This window comes from Sorangium sp. So ce145 (assembly GCF_051525985.1).
GTDB classification, from domain to species: domain Bacteria; phylum Myxococcota_A; class Polyangia; order Polyangiales; family Polyangiaceae; genus Sorangium; species Sorangium cellulosum_B.
Genome location: NZ_CP150315.1, coordinates 2,918,030 through 2,940,867, shown reverse-complemented (window position 1 = coordinate 2,940,867; position 22,838 = coordinate 2,918,030). Strand labels below are relative to the sequence as shown.

Annotated in this window: 21 protein-coding genes; 6 read left to right on the top strand and 15 right to left on the bottom strand. The window is 72.1% G+C overall.

Annotated features, from left to right (window positions below; translation table 11 throughout):
- Nucleotides 1-8: 8 nt before the first annotated feature.
- From WMF34_RS11260 to WMF34_RS11230, 7 genes are all read right to left on the bottom strand, one after another.
- Nucleotides 9-920, bottom strand: coding sequence for an MBL fold metallo-hydrolase (locus WMF34_RS11260; RefSeq protein WP_437993293.1), 912 nt, complete (start codon nucleotides 918-920; stop codon nucleotides 9-11).
- 34 nt (nucleotides 921-954) lie between these two features.
- The gene (locus WMF34_RS11255; RefSeq protein WP_437993292.1) at nucleotides 955-1,557 is read right to left on the bottom strand and encodes a hypothetical protein; all 603 of its coding nucleotides are present in this window, start codon (nucleotides 1,555-1,557) and stop codon (nucleotides 955-957) included.
- A gap of 223 nt (nucleotides 1,558-1,780) precedes the next feature.
- Complete coding sequence (locus WMF34_RS11250; RefSeq protein ID WP_437993291.1) at nucleotides 1,781-2,800, bottom strand: NAD-dependent epimerase/dehydratase family protein; 1,020 nt, start codon at nucleotides 2,798-2,800, stop codon at nucleotides 1,781-1,783.
- 84 nt (nucleotides 2,801-2,884) lie between these two features.
- The gene (locus WMF34_RS11245) at nucleotides 2,885-3,433 is read right to left on the bottom strand and encodes a TetR/AcrR family transcriptional regulator (protein WP_044964581.1); all 549 of its coding nucleotides are present in this window, start codon (nucleotides 3,431-3,433) and stop codon (nucleotides 2,885-2,887) included.
- A 157-nt stretch (nucleotides 3,434-3,590) separates the two neighbouring features.
- Nucleotides 3,591-3,815, bottom strand: coding sequence for a glutathione binding-like protein (locus WMF34_RS11240; protein ID WP_437993290.1), 225 nt, complete (start codon nucleotides 3,813-3,815; stop codon nucleotides 3,591-3,593).
- Between the two features lie 220 nt (nucleotides 3,816-4,035).
- Complete coding sequence (locus WMF34_RS11235; RefSeq protein ID WP_437993289.1) at nucleotides 4,036-4,998, bottom strand: hypothetical protein; 963 nt, start codon at nucleotides 4,996-4,998, stop codon at nucleotides 4,036-4,038.
- Between the two features lie 332 nt (nucleotides 4,999-5,330).
- Nucleotides 5,331-6,269 (bottom strand): hypothetical protein, encoded by a 939-nt coding sequence (locus tag WMF34_RS11230; RefSeq protein WP_437993288.1) that lies wholly within the window; start codon nucleotides 6,267-6,269, stop codon nucleotides 5,331-5,333.
- A gap of 525 nt (nucleotides 6,270-6,794) precedes the next feature.
- On the opposite strand from WMF34_RS11230, the gene hflX reads away from it, so the two are divergent.
- The 6 genes from hflX (at nucleotide 6,795) to WMF34_RS11200 (ending at nucleotide 10,347) form a co-directional block, all read left to right on the top strand.
- Nucleotides 6,795-8,135, top strand: a complete 1,341-nt coding sequence (gene hflX / locus WMF34_RS11225; protein WP_437993287.1) for a GTPase HflX — start codon at nucleotides 6,795-6,797, stop codon at nucleotides 8,133-8,135.
- Nucleotides 8,136-8,222: 87 nt separating this feature from the next.
- Nucleotides 8,223-8,843, top strand: coding sequence for a class I SAM-dependent methyltransferase (locus WMF34_RS11220; RefSeq protein ID WP_012234780.1), 621 nt, complete (start codon nucleotides 8,223-8,225; stop codon nucleotides 8,841-8,843).
- Between the two features lie 16 nt (nucleotides 8,844-8,859).
- Nucleotides 8,860-9,000, top strand: coding sequence for a hypothetical protein (locus WMF34_RS11215; RefSeq protein ID WP_157906604.1), 141 nt, complete (start codon nucleotides 8,860-8,862; stop codon nucleotides 8,998-9,000).
- A 97-nt stretch (nucleotides 9,001-9,097) separates the two neighbouring features.
- On the top strand, nucleotides 9,098-9,307 hold the full coding sequence (locus WMF34_RS11210) for a hypothetical protein (RefSeq protein WP_193790783.1): 210 nt from the start codon (nucleotides 9,098-9,100) through the stop codon (nucleotides 9,305-9,307).
- 35 nt (nucleotides 9,308-9,342) lie between these two features.
- Nucleotides 9,343-9,594, top strand: a complete 252-nt coding sequence (locus WMF34_RS11205; protein WP_012234779.1) for a hypothetical protein — start codon at nucleotides 9,343-9,345, stop codon at nucleotides 9,592-9,594.
- Nucleotides 9,595-9,732: 138 nt separating this feature from the next.
- Complete coding sequence (locus WMF34_RS11200) at nucleotides 9,733-10,347, top strand: Uma2 family endonuclease (RefSeq protein ID WP_437993286.1); 615 nt, start codon at nucleotides 9,733-9,735, stop codon at nucleotides 10,345-10,347.
- 278 nt (nucleotides 10,348-10,625) lie between these two features.
- Here the strand turns inward: WMF34_RS11200 and WMF34_RS11195 are convergent, their stop codons facing one another.
- The 8 genes from WMF34_RS11195 to WMF34_RS11160 form a co-directional block, all read right to left on the bottom strand.
- The gene (locus tag WMF34_RS11195; protein WP_437993285.1) at nucleotides 10,626-11,204 is read right to left on the bottom strand and encodes a Uma2 family endonuclease; all 579 of its coding nucleotides are present in this window, start codon (nucleotides 11,202-11,204) and stop codon (nucleotides 10,626-10,628) included.
- A 171-nt stretch (nucleotides 11,205-11,375) separates the two neighbouring features.
- Complete coding sequence (locus WMF34_RS11190) at nucleotides 11,376-13,142, bottom strand: cytochrome c/ABC transporter substrate-binding protein (protein WP_437993284.1); 1,767 nt, start codon at nucleotides 13,140-13,142, stop codon at nucleotides 11,376-11,378.
- A complete protein-coding gene (locus WMF34_RS11185) occupies nucleotides 13,132-13,848 on the bottom strand; it encodes an SCO family protein (RefSeq protein ID WP_437993283.1) in 717 nt (238 codons plus the stop codon). Before WMF34_RS11185 ends, WMF34_RS11190 begins: the two co-directional genes overlap by 11 nt.
- A gap of 7 nt (nucleotides 13,849-13,855) precedes the next feature.
- On the bottom strand, nucleotides 13,856-14,473 hold the full coding sequence (locus WMF34_RS11180) for an SCO family protein (RefSeq protein WP_437993282.1): 618 nt from the start codon (nucleotides 14,471-14,473) through the stop codon (nucleotides 13,856-13,858).
- Nucleotides 14,470-16,659: a YncE family protein gene (locus tag WMF34_RS11175; protein WP_437993281.1), complete on the bottom strand. Its 2,190-nt coding sequence runs from the start codon at nucleotides 16,657-16,659 to the stop codon at nucleotides 14,470-14,472. The genes WMF34_RS11180 and WMF34_RS11175 overlap by 4 nt, the downstream gene beginning before the upstream one ends.
- Before the next feature lie 19 nt (nucleotides 16,660-16,678).
- Nucleotides 16,679-21,325, bottom strand: coding sequence for a copper oxidase (locus WMF34_RS11170; protein WP_437993280.1), 4,647 nt, complete (start codon nucleotides 21,323-21,325; stop codon nucleotides 16,679-16,681).
- 399 nt (nucleotides 21,326-21,724) lie between these two features.
- A complete protein-coding gene (locus tag WMF34_RS11165) occupies nucleotides 21,725-22,195 on the bottom strand; it encodes a DUF3574 domain-containing protein (RefSeq protein WP_437993279.1) in 471 nt (156 codons plus the stop codon).
- 133 nt (nucleotides 22,196-22,328) lie between these two features.
- The gene (locus WMF34_RS11160) at nucleotides 22,329-22,700 is read right to left on the bottom strand and encodes a DMT family transporter (RefSeq protein ID WP_437993278.1); all 372 of its coding nucleotides are present in this window, start codon (nucleotides 22,698-22,700) and stop codon (nucleotides 22,329-22,331) included.
- Nucleotides 22,701-22,838: the final 138 nt, after the last annotated feature.

The window sequence follows — 22,838 nt, the reverse complement described above, 5'->3', positions numbered from 1 at the left end:
GCTCGATCCTAGCGGCCGAGCAAGATCCGTTGCTCTCCCGGCGCGAGGATGTGGACCTTCCCAGGCGCGATCCGCCGGGCCACCATCACGCGCTTGAGCTCGGAGAGCGCCTGGCCGGGCTCGTCCGAGGAGTTGATGAACGTGTCGAAATGGATCGGCACCACCCATTTCGCGCCCAACTCTTCGCAGGCCTCTAGCGCCTCTGCCGGGTCCACGTGGCGCGAGTGCATGAAATCGCGCGGCCCGATCGGCGCGATCGGCATCAGCGCGAGATCGATCGCGGGGAACCGCGCCCGCGTCTCCGTGAACACCTTGCGATCGTAAGCGGTGTCCCCGCCGAAGTAGACAGTGACCCCATGATATTCCACGACGTACCCCGTGAATCCACCCCAGCCGAGGGCGATGTCGACTCCGTAGCGGCCTCCCCCGTGCTTCACCGGGACGGCGGTGATCCGCAGCCCGTCGTGCTCCCAGCGCTGCCACGTGGCGAGCTCGATCGTGTCGAACGCGAAATCGGGCACGTAGGGGAGGGCGCCGCGGGGGACAAAGAGCACCGGTGTCTTCTCCTCGATCATCTCGAGCGAGCCGAGCGACAGGTGATCGAAGTGCGTGTGCGAGACCAGCACCGCCGAGAGGGGCGGCACGTGCTCCGGGTCCAGGCCCGGCTCGACGAGCCGCGCGGAGAGGAGGCCCACGGTCGAGGTGAAGACCGGATCCGTGAGGATCTGCTTGTCGTCGATCTGGACGAGCGCCGTCGCGTGGCCGACCCAGAGGACGGCCAGGCGCGCGTCTTTGCGGTAGGGCTCTCGCACCTTGTTGGCGACGGGCGCCGGGCCGCCGAACAGCGCGCCCGTGTTGCCTGACAGGATGCGCCCCGGCATGCTGTTGCAGGACAGCGCCGAGGCGGCGAGGAGCGCCATGAGAGCGGTGGAGCTTGCCGCGCGGAGCATGGGGTCAGAAGTACCTGAGGTTGAGCGTCAACGTGGTCCCGCGCAGCGCGCGCGTCGGAGAGTAGGCGACCTGCACGCCGATGACACCGAAGAGCGTGTAGAGGCCGGCCTCGTACGCCGCCGCGACCTCGCCGCCGAGCGTGAAGGCGGAGCCGCCGAGCGAGCAGGAGAGGTACTCTCCGCGGTGGAGCAGGGGGAAGTAGGCGCGCACACCGCCAGTCAGCTGCACGTGATCTTCGATGCCGGCGCCGGAGAAGAGGTATTCGGGCGTGACATGGATCTCGAGCGCTCCGGCATGCCGCGCGAGCGGCTCGGCGAGGAGGCTGCGCCAGGGAGACAGCCTCCGATTTCTGCCGAAGGAGTAGAGCAGCGGGGTGAGCTGCCAGCGCAGGCCGAAGCGCGTGTCGTCGGCGTAGAGGTGCCAGGTGGGGCTCGGAATGAGCTGCGACGCGGCCCAGGCGAGGTTGGGGCTTATCCCCGCCTCGGCGAGGCTCTGCGTCTCCGCGGCGCGGGCGGGGGAGCCCCAGGCGAGCGCGCCTGCCAGCGCGGCGCCGGCGAGCGAGCGCCGGAGCGCTGTCGCGGGGCCGCCGCGCGCAATGCAGGGCAACCGAGCGCCCGCAGCCGCCCGCAGCCGCCCGCAGGCGCTTGCCGAGCACCGCGAGGATGGCGAGGGCGCGACGTTGCCCGAAGCGAGCGCGGTGGCATTCTCCTCGGCGCGATGGCAGCTAGCTCTCGCCACCGTGCGCCCTCTTGCCTTCTCCATCTTCTCTCTTATTCTCTGCCAGCCGCTGTCACCCTCACGGAGAACCAGTACAGGCACCGACCGCGCCTCAATGCGCGAGCGCGGGGCTCTCGCCGCTCCGCCGAACGGCGCTGCCATGGGCCCGGAGCGCGGCGAGGCCTTCCGCGCGGCTCCGCACGGCGCGGTAGCCAATCTCCTTCTTCGCCCGAGCAGACGAGAGGTGAAGCGTTTGCCCGAGGAGCCGCACGTCCTCGAGGGTGAGCGGTGGGCGCCGTCGCGGCGCGAACCACCCGAAGAGGTTGGTGAGGAGCCACCCGAACAGCACCGCCAGGGGGAAGGGTACGGACCAGGCCTTCGCGTCCACGCCGCGCGTCGCCATGAGCTCCGCCAAGAAGGTGCGCATCGGCGTGACCTCGTCGTCGGTCACGAAATACGCGCGCCCGCCGACGTCACTGCGCACTGCGCAGCTCACCGCTTCGGCGACATTGTCGACGTGGGCGACGCTGTAGAGGTGTTTGCCCCCGCCGACGTAGGCGAAGCGCCCGGCGCGGAAGGCCTCCGCGATGATATCAAGGGTCTGCGCGTCCGGGCCCCAGATCATCGGTGGGCGGAGGCTCACGGTGCGCATCGCGGGGCTGTCTGCCTCGAGCACCATCGCCTCGGCGAGCGCTTTCGTCGCGCTGTACGGCAAGGAGCGGTCGACCCTGGGCGGCAGAGCGTCCTCGTCCCCTTCGCTCGGCCGAGAGCCCTCGATGACAACCGACGCAGCCCCGAGGTAGATGAAGCGGCGGACGCCGGCCGCGCGCGCCGCTGCGAGCAAGCCGCCGGTGCCCTCGACGTTGGTGCGGGCGTGCTCGCCCCAGCGCAGGGCCGAGGTGAGGGACGCGGCCGCGTGCACTACGACCGCGGCGCCCGTGCAGCCCTCGGTGAGCGCGGCGGCGTCGTGGAGGTCGCCGCGGACGGGCTCGGCGCCGAGAGCGGCGAGTTTGGCAGCGCTGGCGGCGCTTCGCGCGAGGGCACGGACGCGGTACTCACGCGCGATGAGCGCACGGACGATGGCGCGGCCCACGAAGCCACTGCCTCCGGTGACGAACACGGTCTCTGCCATGACGAATCGCTCCTGTTCGGGCCCGCTCCGGCGCGCCCTCCAGGATCATCTATAGCATCGCTACACGGATTGTCTATAGCGTCGCTACAATTGGTCGGCGATCGCTTGGAACACCGCGTCGAGCGCCCCCGCCGAGGTGGCGCGGCTCGGTGGTGCGCCGGAAGGGCTCGCGACGATGCTGAGCGCGAGGCCCTGGACGACGGCCCAGACGTGCTCGGCAGCGCGCTCGATCGGCACGCGCAGGGCGCCCGCCCTGGCGCAACGCTCGAGGCGGTGCCGCATCAGGGCGTAGCTGGGTTCGAATATCGACGGCTGCTCGATGCCGCGCGCCATCAACGCGGCCGTGACGGAGGGGTGGGCCTGCACGAATTCGAGCACGTGCTCGCAGCCCCTGCGGAGATCCGCGACGGGGTCGTCTGTCGGCGTGAGCGCCCGTTTCTTCGCCATGAACTTCTCGAGCGCGACGGCGTGGACCGCAGCCACGAGCCCGTCCCGGTTGCCGAAGTGGTGGTAGAGGGTCGGCATCGTCACGCCGGCCTCCTCGCACACCCGCCGCGTCGTGAGCGCCGCTGGGCCTTCGCTCTCGAGTACCCGGTACGCTACGGCGAGCAACTTGTCCTTGACGTCGGCCATCGCCGCCAGGCTAGCACAGCTAGCCTCTGGCAGTTCCTCGCGCCCCGGAGGCAGCCCGACGGCGCGCTGAACGAGAACGCGCGGGCGACGCTCTCGGCCGTCGATGTGCGCCATGCGACGGCGTCTACGTGGATTGCCCCTGGGCGATGAGGGCGACCTACTTGGCCGCGATGCTCGCCAGGGCCTGGGCGATGCGCGGCGGCGCGTTGGGGCGAGCGTACATTCGCTCCATGTAAGAGAGAAGTGCGGGGCAATCGCCCAGCGGCTTGACCTCGTTGCCCCAGTCGAGCGTGTAGGCGAGCACGAAGTCGGCGACGGTGACGCCGTCGCCCACGACGAACTGGCGGCCGCGCATGTACCCCTCGAGCAACGCAGGTCCCACCGGTCGGCCGGGACGTCGCGGAAGACGTCCGCCGCCTACGCGATAACACGCCCAAAAGATTCTGGATCATCGGCGCCACCGGGGAATCGGCGCGTAGGTAGAAGAAGCCGGATCGCAGCGCGAAGAAGTGTAGCGCAGCAAACCGAAAGGATGGGGCCGCGAGCGTCGTGATGGCTCGGTCCTGGGCCGAGCGAGCCTCTTCCGCCAGGAAGGTGATGCGTCACTCGCAAGTAAGCGTGATGCTGCCACCGCTCGGCATGCACGTGAAGCCCGTGAAGCAGCCGCCCACGTCGGCGACGCAATCGCAAGAGGCAACGCCGTTACAGGTGGAAGGCAACGCGATGCACGCGTAACGCCAGGGGCCGTCCGCGTCGTCGGCCTTGTCGACGCAGTAGCTCCCGGGGTCGCAGCGGTATGGGCCACAATCGAAGAGCGACCCGCACTCGCCGCCGCCGTTCGGCGTGACTCCGGCCGTGCGCGCCTCGCAGTCGTTGCTGTACGTCGTGCCGTCGCAGCCGCAGACGGGCGCGTAGTTGCCGTCGCACCCCTCGGGCTTTCGCACGCAATGCCCGACCGTGCCGCACCCGGAATCGAAGAGGCACAACTTGCCGTCAGCGCACTCGCTCGGGTAGGCGCCGCCGCACAGGATGGGATCCGGGTTGCCTTGCGAGGATGACCCGGCGTCGCCCGTTCCGGAACCCCCGCTCGACGTGTTTCCACTGCCGCCGCTCCCGGCGGCGTTGCTCGCCACCGCCGACCCTCCCTTGCCCGATTCGGAGGCGTCGTCCTCGGACTTGCCGCAAGAAAGCGTCGCTGCGACGACGACGAAACACAAGACGAAGCCTTTTCGCGCCATGAACGGCTCGATACAGCGCACGGGTGACTGAATCAAGTCGGTCGCACGATTGTCGCCGGACGTGCGTTGCACGACGGTCACCGCGCCGCTCTTGACCGCGCCGCTGAAGCCTCGGCGCGCACCGCGCTCTTCGTAGAACCGCTCCACGCTCTCGACGAAGATGCGGGTCAGCACGCCGAACAACACCCCGTCCTGGGCACCCGGCTCGCGCTCGATATGTCGGCGCGCGAGAACGCGAGAGCGCGAGCGCGCAGCGTTGCAGGAGGAGATCATCCGGGTGCAGCAGAGCCGGCTAGCGGAGCTGTCCACGCCAATGATCCCGATCACCGAGCCCCAAGCTTGCTCACCGTTCCGGTGCCACCGGCAGCCCGAGCAGCTGACCGATCGCCTCGTGCACGACCCGGGCTGCCTCCGCGTCCCCGAGGGCGACGGCTCGGCTCAGGGTGGCGGCGAGCGACGCAACCACGGCGGCTCGAGGCGATGGATCGACCGTCGCGAACTCCCCGGGCCCAGGGCTCGGCGGTTGGGCCCGGGTTGGGTCCATGCCGTCCGAGGGGGTGCGATCCGTCGTCACGCCCTCCCGAAATCCCGCCGAAAGTAACGGATCGCGACGGTTCGACACCGTGGCGGAATCCTGGCGAGTTTTCTGACACGCGGAATCAGCGCAGGCGCAGCTGCACCCCCAGCATCCCCGTGACGCCGCCCTTCGGCAGCGTCGCCTCGGGCTTCGGGCGGACGCGGAGGTCGGTCTGATGGATCCGCACGAACGCCTCGGCGCTCCCGAGGAGGGCCACGCTGCCCTCGGCCGGCCATACGAGGTCGATCGCCGTGCGCGTCCCGATGGCCCACCCGTGCCCTGTCTCTTCGGGCTTCTTCGGGTCGCCCGGGGAGGCGATCACCCAGTCGGCGGCGGCCTCGATCCTCGCCCGGACGAGCGCGTCGAGCGGCGCGATGGGCGCGGCGATGCCGCCGCCGCCCCCGAGCGCGAGCCACTGGACGGACAGCCCCGGGGCCGGCTCGCGCAGGGCCGTGGCATAGGACGCCGAGAGGGTCCCGAAGAACCCCGAGCGCCGGTCGAGCGCCGTGGCCATGACCCAGGCGCCGGCGCGGGCGGGGCCCACGACGCCGGCGGGGCCACGATCGAGCCCGTTGCCGACGAGCCCGCCGGCGGCGAGGAACCAGCCCAGCGGGCGCGGCGGCGGCGCGGCGGCCGCCGGCTCGATGCCGGCCGCGGCCGCGCCGGTCGGCTCGGGCGACGCCGGGGCGCCGGCGCGCTCCGACGCCAGGGCCGCGACAAGGAGCCCCGCGGTGCGGTAGCGGTCGGGCACCGGATCCTCCTCGCGGAACTCGATCTCGCGCGACCACAGCGTGCCTTCCGGGGCGCCGACGGAGGCGACGTCGACCCGCAGGCGGCGGTAGTCCGGGCCGTCCAGCCAGACGACGGCGAGCGCCCGGACCGGGGTCCCGGCGCGCTTCGGGTCGCCGAGCGCGCACCCGCCGCCGCCGGCGGCGCGGGAGCACGCCTCGATGAGGAGCGCCGGGAGCTCGCCATGCACGGCAGGGCCCGACGCGATGTCGACGACGATCGGGGCCGGCACGAGAATCTACCCGGGACCGACGCTACCGAGCGGGAGGGGCGAAGGCAAGCCGGCTCCGGCCGCCGCCGGGGTGACCGACCCCACGTCGACGCGGAGGTCGAGGACGACCCGCGATCGTCGCGGGCTTGATCGAGCGCAGCCAGGCGGCGATCGAGGCGCTGAAGCGCGACATCCGGACCAGGACCGGAACGGCGCTGTTCGACTTCCTCCTGGAGGACATCCGAGCTGGTGCGGCGGGCGCGCTCGCCGGTTGTCCCTGGTCACCGGATACGATAGGCTCGGTCGATGGCCACCGCCTCCCTCCGGCTGCGCTGAGCAGGACAGCGCGTCCCACGCCGCGCCCCGCGCGTTCCGCGCAGGCGCGCTGGTCTGCCGCGCTGTCGACCCGTCCCTGAACCCTTGTCGGAGGTCGGGGGCGTGATGCGCGCGCGGACGCGGGGGGACGCCATCCGGTAGCCCTCGCCGCCATCTGCTCCTGCTCAGCGCTCGACGGCCTCCTCGGACGTGTTCGCCGGAGGTCGTGTCATGCCTGCATCGAAGCGCTCAACCCGCGCGTGCCGCAATTCCCCTGTTCACAAGGCGATCGTCATCGCCGTTCAGCTCCCGGAGGCCGCAGAGGCCGATGTTCATCGATCGCTCGCCGAGCTCAAGCAGCTGCTGCTCGGCCTCGACATCACCGCCGTCGCGGAGGTCGTCCAGAAGAGGAGCGTGCGCTCGTCCCCCGCGTATCTCGGCGAGGGAAAGCTCCGCGAGCTCGCCGCCCTCACAGGCGGCACAGGCGAGGTGCCGAGGGGACCGGAAGCGCGCCGGGCCGACCGCGCGGCCTCCGAGCCGGCGGAGCGCCTCGTCGTCGTCGCCGACGACGAGCTCAGCCCCGGCCAGCTGCGGAACCTGCAGGCGGCGCTCGGCGTCGACGTGCTCGATCGGACCGCGGTCATCCTGCGCGTGTTCGAGTCGAGGGCCCGCACCCGCGAGGCGAGGCTCGAGATCGAGCTCGCCCGGATCGAGTACGAGCTCCCGCGGATCCGCGACGATCACACGCTCGGCGATCGCGAGGGCGGCGGCGGCCGCGCCTCCCGCGGCCACACGAACGTCGAGCTCGCCAAGCAGCGCGCCCGGGACCGGCTGGCCGCGGTGCGCAGGGAGCTCGAGCAGCTCAAGGAGAGCGCCGAGCAGCGCCGCCTCGCCCGCGCAGACAGCTTCCGGGTGGCGCTCGTCGGCTACACCAACGCGGGCAAATCGTCGATCATGCGCCAGCTGACGGGCAGCGACGTCCTCGTCGAGGACAGGCCCTTCGCGACGCTCGGAACGACGGTGCGCCAGCTCTCGCCCCCGGCGACGCCGGCCGTGCTCGTCGCCGACACGGTGGGGTTCATCCACCGGCTGCCCCATGCGCTGGTCGCCTCGTTCCACTCCACGCTCTCCGAGGCGCGGGAAGCGTGGCTCCTGCTCCACGTGGTCGACGCCGCCGATCCAGCGTTCCGCTCGCAGATCCGCGTGACGGAGCAGGTCCTCGCGGACATCGGCGCCGCGGAGACGCCGGCGCTGCTCCTGCTCAACAAGGCGGACCGCCTGGGTCGCGAGGAGCGCGACGCGCTCGCCCGCGAGCACCCGGGCGCGTTCCTGATGAGCGCCCTCGATCACCGGGACGGCGACGCGCTCCGGGCGCGGATCGAGGCCTTCTTCGCGCAGCACCTCGTCGAGCAGACCGTATCGATTCCCTACGATCGCCACGGCGTGCTCGCCGAGCTGCGCGATCGGCTCCAGGTGGTCCGGGAGGAGTACGGCGACGAGGTCTCCGTCACGGTCCGCGGCACCCCGGAGACGCTCGGCAAGCTCGCGGCGCGGCTCTCCGGCGGAGGATAGCGCGATCCTGCTCGTGCGAGGACGCGCACGGCTCGGCTGGTTGAACTTGCCTGCACCACGCTGGCGCAGCAGCGTAACCTGCTGCGCATGACCTTCGACCGCGCATACTGGGAACAGCTCTGGACAAAGACGCTGCGCGAGCACCCGGACAAGGTCGCGCAGCGTCCGCCGAACGCGCACCTGATCGCCGAGGTCGCCGGCCTTCGTCCGGGGCGCGCGCTCGACGCGGGCTGCGGTCATGGAGCGGAGACACTGTGGCTCGCCGCACACGGATGGAAAGTCACGGCGGTCGATTTCTCCGCGAGCGCGCTCGCTCATGGTCAGTCGACGGCCGAGGCGTTGGGAGCGGACATCGCCGAGCGCATCGCGTGGGTCGAGGGCGATCTGGCCGTGTGGACGCCGCCGCGCGACCACTTCGATCTGGTGGTGTGCCTCTATGTTCATGTCGCGGGATCGGTGGAAGACATGGTGAGGCGCATGGCGAGCGGGGTCGCGCCGGGCGGCGCGTTGTTCATGGTCGGCCACCGTCCGATCGATCCCGCGACGGGAAAGCCGACGGCAGCGGCGAGCCAGGTGCAAGTCTCCGTCGAGAGCGCGGCCGCCGGGCTCGATCCGAATGGGTGGGAGCGCGTGGTGGCCGAGGAGCGGCCGCGCGCGGTCGCGGGGACGGGCGTCGATGCCGTGATCCTCGCGAGGCGCGTGACGTGAGCCCACGGGCCGTGACGTGAGCCCGCGGGCGAAGCTCGGCGGTTCGGGCGAGGTGACCCACTTCGGCATGTACGACCGCACGGAGGACTTCGTCGGCGGTGGCACCAAGCCCGCCAGGATCCACAGCCCGGGCGAGTTCGAGGCCCTCAAGGCTTGAGCGGCTGCCCGTTCGGCGGAGGGGAAAAGGAGAGATTCACAGGGAGACGGGGAGACGGGGAGACGAGAGATGGGGATCAGTCGTTCGAACCATCAGGTTGATCGTCTCCACCTCTCGCCTCTCCGCCTTGCAGGCTGTCGGCAGGTACGCGAAGCTCGACGGGCTCGCCGAGGCCCTCACCGACCACCACCCGCTCGACGATCTGCTCGGCGCATCCGCGCGCGATCTCGTGGAGCGCATCGACGGCGCGGCGACGAACATGGAAGGGAGTGCCTGTCATCGGACCGCTTCGAGGGCCAGGCGCTGACGCTGTGCGGGCCCGAGCCGCTCTCGTACGCGTCGATGGTCGCCGAGATCTCCGGGTCGACCGGCCGGAAGGTCACCTTCGCGTCGATCTCGGCGGAGGCGTTCCGCGCGGCGATGCTGCCCTATGCGGTATCCCAGGAGCACGTCGACGGGATCACGGCGATGCTCCGCTTCCATCAGGAAGGTCGGGGGCCGAAGACGAGCGATGCGGTGCTCGACGTGACCGGCGCTCGGCCGCGCTCCTTCGCGGAGTTCGCGCGCGAGCACGCGTCGAGCTGGCTCCCGTGAGCTGGCTCCCGTAGGGCTGCGACGAGCTTCCCCGGGCGAGCTCGTCAGGGCCAGGCTCCCTCGCCTTCTGGTCGGTCGCAGGGACGTGTCGGCGACGCCTGTGGTGCCCTCGAGAGCCGCCAGCGCTATCCTGCGGGCATGTCCGGAGCCGTTTCCGCCCGTCGCCTCGCCACCGCGGACGATCTGTTGGCCATCCCCGAGCGCGAGCGTTTCCACGAGGTCATCGGTGGCGAGCTCGTTCGCAAGGCCATGCCGAGCGGCCCGCACGGGCGCGCCCAGCTCCGGATCGGGAGCCGGATCAGCGGACCCTATGACCGGCGGCCCGGCGGCCGCTGGCCTGGAGGGTGGTGGTTCGCGACCGAGGTCGAGGTCGAGCTGGAAACCCACGAGGTCTACCGTCCCGATGTGACGGGGTGGCTGCGCGAGCGCTTACCGGAGCTGCCTCGGGAGGTGCCCATCCGGGTACGGCCGGACTGGGTATGTGAGGTGCTATCGCCGTCGAACAGCCGCAACGATCTGTTCAAGAAGCTTCGAACATACCAGCGCTGCAAGGTGCCCCACTACTGGATCGTCGACCCCGAGATGGAGACGCTCATGGTCTACCGGTGGACGACAGAGGGATATCTGCTGGTGCTGGCAGCCGAGCGGGAGGATCGGGTCAGGCCCGAGCCGTTCGATGCGATCGTCCTGAAGGTAGGCACGTTGTTCGACGACGACGAGGACGACGAGGACGAGGAGGAGCGGCAGCGGTGACGGACAGCGGAACCGCGACGCGGAGACAAGGGCGCCGCGAGAGCGCCGATCGCGTTGGAATCCCCGAAGAAATCAACAGCAGGGGAGACAACCTACAAGGGCGCGAGGGGCGCAAGGGGAAGACAAAACCCATCGCGCCTCTGGTCCCTTGCGCCCCTTGCGGTTGAATTTTGACGTGTTCGATCCTCTGGGATCGGTCTTCCGGTCCGCGCAACAGCCACGGTGGCTACCGGTAGGCCGGCCTCGTGGCGAATACGGGCGCGCGGCCTCCGCCCACGTCAGTCGCCGGCGAGCTCGAACGCGCCTTCGTACACCGCGTCGATCGAGATGGTAGCGCCGTTCGCCAGCGTCAGTGTGTCGCCGGCCTCCAGCACCCGGTAGCGCCAGGAGCCATCCGCCTCGCGACGATAGTGCTCGACCCGCGCAGACGTCTGCGAGACGAGCACGTAGTCGGTCAGCGAGGCGAGGCGCTGGTACGCCGCCCACTTCTTGCCGCGATCGTAGGGCTCGGTGCTCTGCGAGACGACCTCGACAAGGATGCACGGGTTCGTGAGGACATCGTTCGTGCCAGGTTCCGTGTCCATGGGGCCGCACACCACGACCGAGTCCGCATGGACGTAGCGCTGCCCTTGCTCGGCCGAGATCCGCTGTTCGGACGTCAGCACGTGGCACCCCTTGCCGCGAACGGCCGCTCGAAGCTCCGCGATCATGGCGCCTGACAGCAAGTTATGCCGAGGGCTGCCACCCGCCATCGCGAACACCTCGCCGAGATGGTACTCGTGCTTCGCAGGCTGGCTCCGCTCCCACGCCAGGTACTCCGCGGTGCTCATGTTCCGCATCGTGGCGGGATCACCCATGGCGCCGAGCCTAGCGCGACCCCGCATGGGGAACCAGCCCGGGGAGGCTCGCATCACCCTGGGTCGCTGAGCTCATCGGCCCGGGCGAGGACGCGCGCGATGGCTGCACTCGCCCTGGCCACGAGAGCACGGTGCGTGGGCAGGGAGGACCGATGTCGGGATGGCCCCGCCTTACGGGACCACCTCGATCCACTCCGACGCTCGCACGGTGGTGTCGGACGTCGGATCCATCCAGAGAAGGCTCGCTCCGAAGACACCGGTCCGGCGGTTCCGGGCGAAGGTCACGGGCGGCGCCGGGCCTGCGTCGAAGTCTCGCAGCCGCTCGAGCGCCGCGATCAGCCCCTCCCGCGTCGCGTGGGCGCCTGCGCGCTTCAGCGCCTCGATCGCGATCTGCGCCGCGACGTAGGCGCTCGCCTGGATCCCGAGCGGCCCCGGCGCCACGCCGGCCCGGCGCAGGAAGGCCCGCAGCGCGTCCTCCGAGGCCCGCTCCCGCTCGCCCAGGGAGCCTGGGTACAGGAACAGCACGCGGCCGGCGAGATCGCGGGACAGCGCCCCGGCGTGGCCGGCGATCGATCCCGCAGAGGCGTAGATCGGCACGGCCGATCCGGCGGCGTCCAGCGCGGCCCGAGCGCTCGCGAGCTCCGCGCCGGGGCCCCAGAAGAGCACCGCCTTCGCTCCATGCGCACGCGCCGCATCGGCGACGTCGCGCGGCGAGAGGCGGCCTGGCTCGAAGGGCAGCGCCGAGAGCGGCGGGAGCTCGCGATGGGCGGCCTCCTCGCGCGCGCCCGACGCCCAGGCCTCGCCAGCGCGGTCGCGCGTGTGCACGACCAGCGCGGCCGCAGCCGCGTTCGCCGGAGCACCGGCGAGGTGCTTGACCGCCACGCGGGCGAGCACGTCGGGCCCCGGCAACACCTGGAACACCATGTCGTCGGCCCCCGCCGCGACATCCCGCGCGCGGCCAGGGGCGCCGCCGGCCAACCCGGGTGCGCCCGCCCCGCCGGCCAACCCGGGTGCGCCCGCCCCGCCAGCCAACCCCGGTGCGCCCGCCAGCGCCAAGGGCCCCACGAGCGGCGCCCGCTCCTCCGAGAGGCGCGCCCGCAGCGCCGGATCCCCGTCGAAGGCGCTCCCCACCAGCGCCAGCACGCCCCGGTCCAGGAGGCGCGCCGTCGCCCCGGCATCGCCCGCCGGGCCGGCGCTGTCCTCCACGCGCAGCTCGAGCCTCCGCCGGTAGAGGCCGCCCCGCGCGTTCACCTCGGCGAACGCCGCCATCAGCACGTCGCGCGCGCCCACGCCCGCCGGCGCATCCGGCCCGGTCAGCGGCAGCGCGGCGCCCAGCGCCACCGAGCCCGCCGTGACGCCAGGATCCAGATCCCGGCCGACACAATCCAAATATTCAACAAGATCCGATAGATCCGCCTCCGCCAGGCGGTACCGCGGCATCACCGGGCTCAGCCACTGCCCCGCGGGCCCTCGCCCCTCGCGGATCGCCGTCACCAGGGCGGCGGCGGTCATCGCCCCGTCGCCTGTCCCCCTGCCCTGCCCTGCTCCCCCACCCCGCTCGCCGCTGGCCGCCAGGCGCCGCTCCGCCGCGAGCGGCGGTGCCGTGACGCCCCCCTCGGTCGTCCCCTCCCCGCTGGGGCCGTGGCAGCCCGCGCAGGCGGCCTCACGGCCGGAGAGCGCCGCGGCGCCGCCGGCGATCGCGCCCTCGACGGCCCGGCCGTCCTCGGTCGCGCCGCGCTGGTAGATGCGCTTGCCGCGCCGGGCGGCCGGCGAGAGCTCCTCGCACGACGCCGCCTCGCCCGCCGCAGGCGCGTACGCCCGGGGCGCATGCTCGTCGCGGCCGAGCGCCCACGCCGCGACCGCGCAGATCCCCACCGGCACCGCGGCCAGGAGACCGAGCCGCGCCCTCCCGGAACGGGCCCCCAGCCTAGCCACCACCCACGCTCCGCGCCGCTGCCCCTCGCGGCGGAAGGAACGCCCGGACCTCGTCCGCGAGGCGCCCCGGCGGCGCGATGCCCTCGACCCGCGTCCAGCGGCCCTCCGCCTCGCGCCCGATGAGCGTGATCGGCGCGTGCCGCTCCTTGATGGGCGCGCGCCCCCCGAGCGCGTCCAGCACCCGGTTCACGCGCTCGCGCCGCCCCGTCAGGAAGGACCAGCCCTTCCGCCGGCCGAACTTCTCGGCGTACGCGTTCAGCCGCTCCGGCGTGTCCATCGCGGGGTCCAGCGAGATCGAGACGAGCCGCACGTCCCGGTCCAGCGCGCCGCCGAGCTCGGCCTGGAGCCGGCCGAAGATGGCCGTCATCGGCGAGCAGATCGTCGTGCAGGTCGTGAAGATGAAATTGACGGCGAGCACCCGGTCCCTGGCGAGCTCGCGCAGACGGACGGGGCGGCCGTCCTGATCTACGAGCTCCTCGTCCAGCACCTCGACGCCCGTCGCCGGCGAGGCGCGCACCTCCGCCGCGCCGTCCGCGGAGAGCCCGGGCGGCCCCGCGGCAGCGGCGACGTCCGGAGGGCGCCCAGGCGGCCCCGCGGCAGCGGGGGCGGCGTGCTCGCCGGGAGGCGCGCCCCCGCGGCCGCACGAGGCCGCGGCGAGCGCGCCGGCCAGGACCAGCGCTTTCGATGCACCGAGCGACAGGAAACGCATGTCGGCCTCACCGTGGGTCGTTGAGGTGCTGGACGGCGCGCGCGAGCGCCTCGGGCTCCTCGGTGGCGAACGCCTTCAGCCACATCCCGGTCGACGTGTCGCCGACGAGCAGCGTCATCGTGTGCTCGTCGGGCCGCCGCACCTGGCCGCCGAGGCGCTTCAGCACCGTGGCGACGTTCTCGGGCGTGCCGGTCAGGAAGTACCAGCCCTCGCCCGCCTTGAACTTCGCGGCGTACTCCTTCAGCGCGGCCGGCGTGTCGTTCTCCGGGTCGACCGTGATCGTCAGCATCGTCACCGCCTGCCCGCGCGCCCGCAGCAGCGCCTGCACGCGCGCGAGGTTCGCCGTCATCGTGGGGCAGACGCCCTTGCACGAGGTGAAGGCGAAGTTGATGAGCACCTTCCGGCCCCGCAGCAGCCCGTCGTAGAAGCGGTGCGCGCGGCCGTGCTGGTCGACGAGCTCGGTGTTGGTGAAGTACCGCGCCGCGGCGGCGTCGTCCTCCCGGGAGACGCCGCCGATCTTCATCCGCTCCACGCGCGGCGCCTTGCCCTCCGCGGGCGTGAAGCGCGCGGCCGAGGAGATCGCGAGCGCGAGAGCCGCCGCGGCGAGGGCCGCCCCGGGCCTCATCGCGCACCTCCGACCCGCGCGCCGGCGCCGCGCGCGGAGACCCGCAGCGGGACGAACGGGAGCGCGCCGACAGGCGCCCCGCGCCCGGGGAGGGCGGCGAGGAAGCGGTACTGGCCCGGGGCGGGCGGGGTGAACGAGACGGAGAACGTGCCGTCCCCCTCGGCCCGCGGCGCGCCGCGGAAGCGGTACCCGGCCGGGAACCGGACGACCATCACCTCGATGTCCTCAACGTCGAGCGCGTCGAGCGGAGGGCCCCCTTCGCCGGCGGTCGCGCGGAAGCGCAGCGTCGCGGGCTCGCCCGCCGCGAGCCGCAGGTCGGGCTCGAAGAGCGGCGCGATCGCGATGTCCTTCACGGGATCGCCCCCGCAGCCGGACGCGTCGGCCTCGCCGTCGCCCGGGGCGCAGCGCGCGGGCGCCACGGTCGCCTCGAGGCACACCCCCGTCCGCGGGCGGTCGAGGAGGAGCTCGACGTCGTAGAGCCCCCCCTCGCCGAGGCGCACCGTGGTCGCGTACACGCCCGGACGCACCTCCTTGAGCGACCTGTCCTCGACGAGGATCGATCGCGGCTCGCGGCCGTAGCTCGGCAAGGTGCCGATCGGAGCCATCATGCCCTCCACGTAGACGTAGAGCGCCCTGTCGGCCGGGCTCGCGACGAGGGCGCCGTTGCCCTCGGGCAGGGGGGCGATGGGCGTGGCGAGCGCGGCCGGCCCTGGCGGCGCCGCGGCGGCCAGAGGCGGGCCCTGGCCGACCGCGATGTCGACGAGGGGCGGGGCCGCCGGGCCGCCGAGGGCCGACCGGTCGACGAGCGAGACCCGCGCGGCGCCCCGGTTGCGGATGTAGGCGAAGGACCCGGTGAAGGTGACCGCGTCCGGCGCGGCCAGCCCGGTGAGCGTGTGCGCCACCGCGCCCGTCGCGCCGTCGAGGACGGCGACCTCGTTCGCGGCCGGGTTCAGCGCGAACGAGAACCGCCCGCGCGGGTCGAACTGGAGCGCGCCGAGCCCGGGCTTCAGGGCGACACGCCCGGCGACGGCGCGGCGCGCGACGTCGAGGATCACGACCTCGCCGCGCGCGGCGTTCGCCGCGTGGACCACGCCCGCTTCATCGCTCGCCGCGATGGAGACGACCCCCTCGCCCACCGCGATCTCGCCGAGCGGCTCGAGCGTCTCGCCGTCCACCACGGCCACCGACTCCCCCTGCTGGCTCGTGATCCACGCGGCGCGGCCGCCGCCGGTGAAGGCGATCTCGTGGTGGCCCGGGCCGACCGGGAGCGTCTTCAGGACGTCCGTCGAGCGGGCGTCGATCACGCTCACCGTCCCGTCGCCGTCGTTGCCCACCCAGACCGTGCGCCCGTCGGGGGCGACCACGACGCGCGACGGATCCTGGCCGACGGGGACGTTCGTCCGGACGAGCCCCCGCCGCGTGTCGACAACGGCGAGGCCCTGCCCGCCCCGGAGCGTGACGTAGAGGCTCTCCCGGTCGGGGTGCATGACGAACGAGACGCCGCGGCCCGCGAGGCTGACCACGCTCCGGAGCTGCGTCCTGGCGAGGGCGACCTGCGGGTTGATGGCCGAGAGAGTGTTGTCCTGGTTCAGCGTCCAGAGGAGGTAGGCGTTCATGTCGACCTCGGGGCGCACGGACAGGAGGCCCGCCATGAAGCTCTTGATCTTCCCCCGGCACGCCGCCTCGTCCGGCGCGGCGTCGACCGCGCCGCTGGCGAGGCTCGCCACGGGCGCGCCGCCGGAGAAGCGCGCCGCGGCGGCGCCGTCCGCCCCGGCGCGGCGCGACATCCAGCCGAGGGGCGTGAGGCCACGGACCGGCGCGCCCGTGGACGCGTCGGTGATGGTGAACTCGGCCACGACGTCGGAGCCCGCCACCGCCGCGGCCGGCGCCGCCCCGAGGCCGCTCCCCCCGCCCTGCTGGCCGCGATCCAGCGGCCGCAGGGCGAACGCGATGGAGAGCCCATCGCGCTCGACCCGGCTCTCCTGCAGGGGAGCCGCGGGCTCCTCGGGCTCCTCGGGCTGCGCCGGCGGCGCGAGCTGCGCCGGCCGCTCGGCCCCCGGGTCCTGCGAGGCAGGGAGCGCCTCTCTCCGGCCGCAGCCGAGCGCCGTCGAGGCGCTGAGCCAGGCCAGCGAGAGCCAGAGTCCGCGCGCGCCCATCGAGGCGCCGTCCATCGAGATCCGTCGCATCACAGGCCCCTCCTCCCGCTCACGGCGTGACCCGCCAGATGCCCCAGAGCCCGCCGGTGAGCATGGCGTTCGACTGGTCCATGTAGAGGCGATCGCCGGGGACATCGAACATGCCGCCCGACCTGAAGTAGGGAGTCACCGTCCACGCGGTCATCGGGCCGATGCCGCCGTGCGCGCTCACGGCGAAGCTCTTGCTGTTCCGGCCCTGGTACCGGGACCCCGAGCCTTGCGCCCACGGGTTGTACGCCCACTCCGTGTTCGAGAGCCCGAACGAGTGCTGGCGCCGGTGCCCCGAGGCCTGCAGCACGCGGAAGCGCACGCGGTCATTGCGCCCCGCCGTGAAGATCGGCGTCGCCGGATCGCCGCGCCCCGCCGAGCTGAAGACGCCGCTGACGTCGAGGCCCGGGCGGGTGCCGAGAGGCGCGTCCGGCCCCACGCCGAGCCGCGCCCAGATGGGCTCGGCGCGGTAGTTGAACGCCTTGTGGCCAGTGAAGTCGGGATCGGGAGGGCCAGCGACGTTCGCGAGGGTGGCGCCGCAGCCCAGGGCCGGGTTGAGGCAGAGGAAAGCCGCCTGATCCGACTGCAAGGGCACCTCGTCCTGGTAGAGGAGCACGAACTCGCGGAACCAGATCTCGGAGCCGTTCTGGTCCCGGTACTTCACCTGGGCGGCCGCGCGCGAGTCCCGGCTCGGGTACCAGACGGCGCCCTCCGGCTCGACGATCAGCGCGCCGATCCCGCCATGCATCGGGTGGTTCACCACGTCCGCCATGTCCTTGAGGTTCACGGCGCCGAGCTCGACGGGCTGCCAGCGGACGTTGCCCCGGGTCGTCACGGAAATGTCGCCGGCGTACCAGGTGTACGTCCGCTGCTTCCCGCGCTCGACCGTCTGATCGGGGTTTTCGCCCACGTTCGCGCCGTCGCTCGCCGTGACGTCATACCCCACGAGCTGCGCGTGCAGCGAGACGCGGTTCGACGGCTTCACCTGGTTGACGTTGAACCCGTCGACGATGGGAGCGTTGTAGTTCCAGTGAGGCGACTTCGGCAGATCCTCGGGCAGGTCGTTGACGAGCGTGACCTCGACGCACTCGCCGGCCGCCGCGCGCAGGACGAGCGGCTCGGGCGGGCGCGCGCCCGAGCGCAGGGCGGCCAGATCCTCCTTGAGGACGAACAGGATGGCGTTGGGATCGTGGAGCCCGTACGTCGGGTTGTACGTGAGGCGATCGCCCGGCAGGTTGCCCTTCGCGGTGATCGCGTGGACGACATACGCCCTCTTCCGCGCCTCGGGCGGGCACACCTCGTCCTTCCGGTGCCTGCCACTCGGCAGCGACGCGCCCGAGAGCGGCAGGAGATCCGTCTGCCGCTCGCCGTGGACGCGCAGGATGCCCCACCGCCCCTCCCAGAGATCGTCCGTCGGCGCGCCCGCATAGAGGTAGTCCGCGCCGCCCGCCGCGTTCTTCCGGAAGAGGGGCGCCGCGTCGAGCGCGAGGTCGGCCTGCTCCGAGACGCCGATGGCCTGCCCGTTGGCGTAGCCGCTGTCGGGATCGGTCGACTCGTTCAGCCACTTCTTCCCGTGCACGGTGAACACGTGCTGCTCCGCCTGCGCGCCCTGGGTGAGGCGGATGAGCGTGCGATCGCCCTCGTACGCGCGCAGCAGCGGCGTCGCGGGATCGCCGTGGACACGCGAGCTGAAGACGTTGTGCATGGCGCCGGCGTCGCCGCTCTTCTGGACGACCGCGCGCGTGCTGCAGTTGCGCTCGGCGATCCGGAGGGGGATCGGCTCGTTCCGGTAATTGATGAGCCCGACGCCCGAGTCACGCCACGAGATCGCGTCGGGGGTGGAGGGCCCATGGGTGATGGCCACCGGCAGCGGCGCCGGCGCCTGTGACGACGGGTTCACCGGCCGGCCGCACTCGTCGTAGACGGGGCCGTAATCGGCGATGCTCAGGTTGAACTCGCGGAACGGGCTCCGGTGGTCGCCCGGGGGAAACAGGATGTCGGCGCGGTAGCTCGTCGGCCCGCCGTCGCTGCGATTGCCGAAGAGCGCTCCGGTCTCCGGATCGCGCCAGATCGAGCCGGCCGGCTCGACGACGAGGCCGCCGTAGAGCCCGTGGTGCTGGTGCGACGAGGCCGAGAAGTGATCGTGGGTGAAGGCCGTGCTCAGCGCGCGGTCCTGGCCGGCCTCGCTCATGATCGGATCGGCAAACCAGCGCTGTGTCGTGGTCTGCGCCCCGAGCGACGGGGTGGTCATGCGCGGGTGGCGCCTCGGGTCCTCGAGCCGCACGCGCGCCCCGGGCTCGCCGCTCCTGACGCCGGCGGCGAGCGCCCCGCCGAGCGCGTTGGCCGCCTGGATGCGCGCCACCACCTCCTCCATCGCGAGGGCCCCGTCCTCGTAGTTGAAGCCGTTCGCGCCGCCGTCCGAGGAGGTGACGTCGAACTTCACGAGGTGGATGTGCTGGCCGATGACGTCGGTGGGCGTGAAGATCTGGAAGTCGTCCGCCGCGAGCGCCGCCGGGATGAGGTTCGTCGCGTGGAACACGACGCACTCGCCGGATTGCGCGCGGATGAACAGCGGCTCCGGCGCCCTCGTGCCGTCGAGGGTGGCCTCGACGTCCTTCTCGAGGACGATCATGCGCGCCTGCGCGTCGTGCCAGCCGGCCCGGTTCACCGGGGCGTTGGTCTGGACGTAGGCCGCGCGGTAGGTGCGCACCGGCGCGTTCGGCGGGCACGGGTCCGCGAAGGGGGCGCCCGCGGCAGGCGGCTGGCCGTTCACGAGGAAGAGCGCCGGCTTGCCGGCCGCCGTGAAGGCGGGGTAGCCCTTGACGGGGAAGCCGTAGCGCTCCGGCGCGCGCACGGCGCCCGGGAACGCGCCCGCGTGGAAGTTGGCGGCCGCCACCTCCGACGGGGTGCCGTCCTTCGGCAAGAGCTGCACGTCGGCCTTGGAGAGCTGCACGTCGAAGAGGCCGCGGCCGCCGACCGCCGCGCCCCCCGGCGGGACGTTCGCGATGTAGTGGCGCGGGAGCCCGCCGTCGTGCTCCATGTCGCGGGGCGGCTGCGACGGCCGGTGCCCCGCGACCGCGGCGACGTAGAACGGATAACCCGGCATGGGGTCGCGCGCCACGGTCTTCCCGCCGGCCGTCCTGACCGACGTCCGCTCGTAGGTCGGCATCGGCGCCAGCGCGACGCCGGGGATCGGCACGACGGCGGGCGTGGGCGTCCCCGCCGCGAGCTCGCCGTCCGGGAGCGAGCGGTCCGGCGTGCCCGCCTCGAAGACGTCGTGTGTGCGCCAGAGCCCCCACATGCCCTGCGCGAAATGGGCATACAGGTGGCAGTGGTAGATGGCGTCTCCCACGGAGAGGTTGCGGTTGCCGCCTCCGCCATAGGTGATGTCATACGTGTAGGCGGCCCTCGGGCCGATGGTCTGCGAGTCGATGTACGCGCTCTTCTCGTTGCCCGGCGACCGCAGCCACTGGTGGCCGTGGAGGTGGAAGACGTGCGTCTCGCTGGGGCCGGCGTGGAGGTTCCGGATGCGGACGGGATCCCCGAGGTAACCGTGGGATACGTTGGAGGGGTCGTCCGGATAGAGGGCCTCCGTCGCGTTGCCGGCGTCGTCCCGATCGATGTTCAGCGCCGGATCCCCGTTGACCCACGAGCTCAGGAAGAACTCCTCGAACTTGCACTCCTCGCAGCGCTTGCTCGGGCCGATCCTCTGCTTGTTGGCGAAGACGGCGCTGCCCAGGCTGGCGGCGCCGTAGTTGATGCCGAAGCCGGTGCGCACGCCGTTGTAGCGCGGGTCCGCCTGGTACTCCGCGACGGGCTGCACGACGCTCAGGATGTCGTGGAAGAGCACCGTGAACTCGCGGAAATAGCCCATGTTCTCGGAGACCGGGGAGCCGACCTCCGTCTCGTCGAAGCCCGCGATGACGGCGTTGACGTCGCCGTGCACGATCTCGCCGGCGTCGTCGATCATCTTCAGGATCGGCTGACCGGACGCGTCGACCGCGTTGTAGTCGATGCGCGGCGTGCCGTCCGGGTTCGAGGGGTGCAGGGAGGCGGCCGAGAGCTCGGCGGCCGTCACCTGCGAGCGGTACGCGACCGCGCCCGGCGGCTCCACCGTGACAGCGCCGTACAGCGTCTGGGAGATCCGCCGCCCCGGCCCAGGCTCCGAGCCGACCATGGCGCCGCCGCTGTGCATGAGGAACGTGCCCTCGCGGCCGGCGAAGAGCTCGTACTTGCGCGTCTCGCCGGGCGCGGCCAGCGAGCTCTCGTTCTTCCCGACGTCGCCCGCGAGCGCGTCGATGTTCCGGATCTGGAGCCCGACCACCTGGATCGAGGCGTCTCGGGTCGACGCGGAGGTGCTCGGCAGCGCGCCGGTCGCGGGCGTGAGCCAGTTGGTGAACGAGATGGAGAGCCTGTCGCCGGCGTTGACCCGCAGGACGAGGGGCCTCGGGCGCTTGCCCGGCCGCAGCGTCGCGTTGCCAGGACCGATGGGCTTCGACGGATCGGCGGCCACCACGTCCCGGCGGAGCGCGTACACCATGCCCCCAGGGTTGAACGCGCCGAGACGATCGTAGACGAACATCTGATCTATGGCCACGACGTCCGCGAACACCGTCCTTCCAGACGCGGGTGCATGGAAGTCGTAGCGCAACTCATCTTGGCTCTCCAAGACGCTCTCCTCCTCCGTAGGAGGCGCATCGGCGCCCGAGCACCCAAGGACAGCCACACTCACCATGGCCCATCCGGACCGCCAGCGAAGCCTCATCAGCACGGGGATCTCCTTGCTCCCGCTGGAGCCAAGCAGGAGCGCTCGCGTCGAACGCTTATCGTGTGAACGCCAGGCACGAGCGCGCCGGCGGATGCACGTAATGCAACGCGCGGCCATGCGCCAGACCGAAGCCTGGTATTCGTGATAAAACTCTGTCTCCCAACCCCCCTCGGGTCAAGAAATCTTCGCGATCAGGCGCCCGCCGAGGAGGGAGCACAGGCGGTGTTCTGAACAGACGCGCGCGGGACACGCGCTGTCCCCGCGGCGGGCGGAGCTCCCCTTCAGCAGCAGTTCCAGGCGTCAGAAGCCGACGCAGACGGGCTCGTCGACACGCAGCACGGACTCCTGGTTGAAGCGAACCTTGTATTCCTCGCGGATCGCGTCGATGGCGTCCGAGGCGACCTGGCCGCCGTCGTGGAGGAGCATGATCAGCCGGCTGTCCTCGCGGATCAGCTTCCCCGTCGTCGCGAGGTACTGGCCGTCGACATCAAACTGGGTCAGCCCGTCCTTGAAGCGCGGGGTGATTGCCGTGTCGACGAACTGCTGCCACTCTGCCTGCGTCACGGGGGGCAGCTCGAACCGGTCCAGGCCGAAGAAGAGCTCGGTCCGCGTCATCGGATCGCCGCGCCCGCAGGCGGCGCCGGCCCGGCCAGGCGAGGGGTGCGCGGCGTCCTTCCGGGCGCCGTGGCACGCGGTCGTCGCGAGGGGCGTCGCGAGGGGCGTCGCGAGGAGCACGGCGAGCAAGGCACGCGGGAGCGTTCGGCTGCGCATGGCGGCGGTCTCCGGGGTGAGGGCGTTCGGGCGCGAGGCGCGCGCCACCGTACCACGGCCCTACGCCGAGGGCGGGCGGACCGGCAAGCCGGTCCGGCGGTCCGACGTCGCGCCGCGGAGGCCGGCCGGAGGCCTAGGTGATGTTGTACGCGAGCAGCGCGATCCCCGCCGCGATCAGGACGATGCCGCCGATCTGAAGCGCCGTCAGCGTCTCGTGCAGGAAGTAGACGGAGAAGACCGAGATGAGCAGAAAGCCGCCCGACGACATGATCGGATAGGCGATCGACAGGTTGATGCGCTTGAGCGCCAGGACGTAGAACAGGATGTTCGACGCGAAGAGCACGAGCCCCAGCACGAGGTGGTAGTTCTTGACGAGCGCGAGGCCCTTCTCGACGAGGGATAACCCCTCCATCGAGGGGACGCGCCGCGACGCCAGCTTCATCAGGATGTTCGCTGTCGCGTTGAAGACGAGGGCGATGATCAGGAAGAGGTAACCTTGAGCCATGGCTGACGTGCGGCGAGCGCGCTCCCCGGGGGAGCTCGCCGTGCCCGGGAGGGCACCGGCGCGGCGCGCAGCAGTAGCAGATCCGGGCGGATGGCGGGAACGACAAAGGGTGGGGGCGAGGCCCTCGCGGCGCGGCCC

Coding starts and splice junctions, on each gene's coding strand:
- WMF34_RS11260 (WP_437993293.1), bottom strand. CDS start 920: ATGGCGCTCCTCGCCGCCTCGGCGCTGTCCTGCAACAGCATGCCGGGG.
- WMF34_RS11250 (WP_437993291.1), bottom strand. CDS start 2,800: ATGGCAGAGACCGTGTTCGTCACCGGAGGCAGTGGCTTCGTGGGCCGC.
- WMF34_RS11245 (WP_044964581.1), bottom strand. CDS start 3,433: ATGGCCGACGTCAAGGACAAGTTGCTCGCCGTAGCGTACCGGGTACTC.
- hflX (WP_437993287.1), top strand. CDS start 6,795: ATGCCTGCATCGAAGCGCTCAACCCGCGCGTGCCGCAATTCCCCTGTT.
- WMF34_RS11220 (WP_012234780.1), top strand. CDS start 8,223: ATGACCTTCGACCGCGCATACTGGGAACAGCTCTGGACAAAGACGCTG.
- WMF34_RS11205 (WP_012234779.1), top strand. CDS start 9,343: ATGGTCGCCGAGATCTCCGGGTCGACCGGCCGGAAGGTCACCTTCGCG.
- WMF34_RS11200 (WP_437993286.1), top strand. CDS start 9,733: ATGTCCGGAGCCGTTTCCGCCCGTCGCCTCGCCACCGCGGACGATCTG.
- WMF34_RS11195 (WP_437993285.1), bottom strand. CDS start 11,204: ATGGGTGATCCCGCCACGATGCGGAACATGAGCACCGCGGAGTACCTG.
- WMF34_RS11185 (WP_437993283.1), bottom strand. CDS start 13,848: ATGCGTTTCCTGTCGCTCGGTGCATCGAAAGCGCTGGTCCTGGCCGGC.
- WMF34_RS11180 (WP_437993282.1), bottom strand. CDS start 14,473: ATGAGGCCCGGGGCGGCCCTCGCCGCGGCGGCTCTCGCGCTCGCGATC.
- WMF34_RS11175 (WP_437993281.1), bottom strand. CDS start 16,659: ATGCGACGGATCTCGATGGACGGCGCCTCGATGGGCGCGCGCGGACTC.
- WMF34_RS11165 (WP_437993279.1), bottom strand. CDS start 22,195: ATGCGCAGCCGAACGCTCCCGCGTGCCTTGCTCGCCGTGCTCCTCGCG.
- WMF34_RS11160 (WP_437993278.1), bottom strand. CDS start 22,700: ATGGCTCAAGGTTACCTCTTCCTGATCATCGCCCTCGTCTTCAACGCG.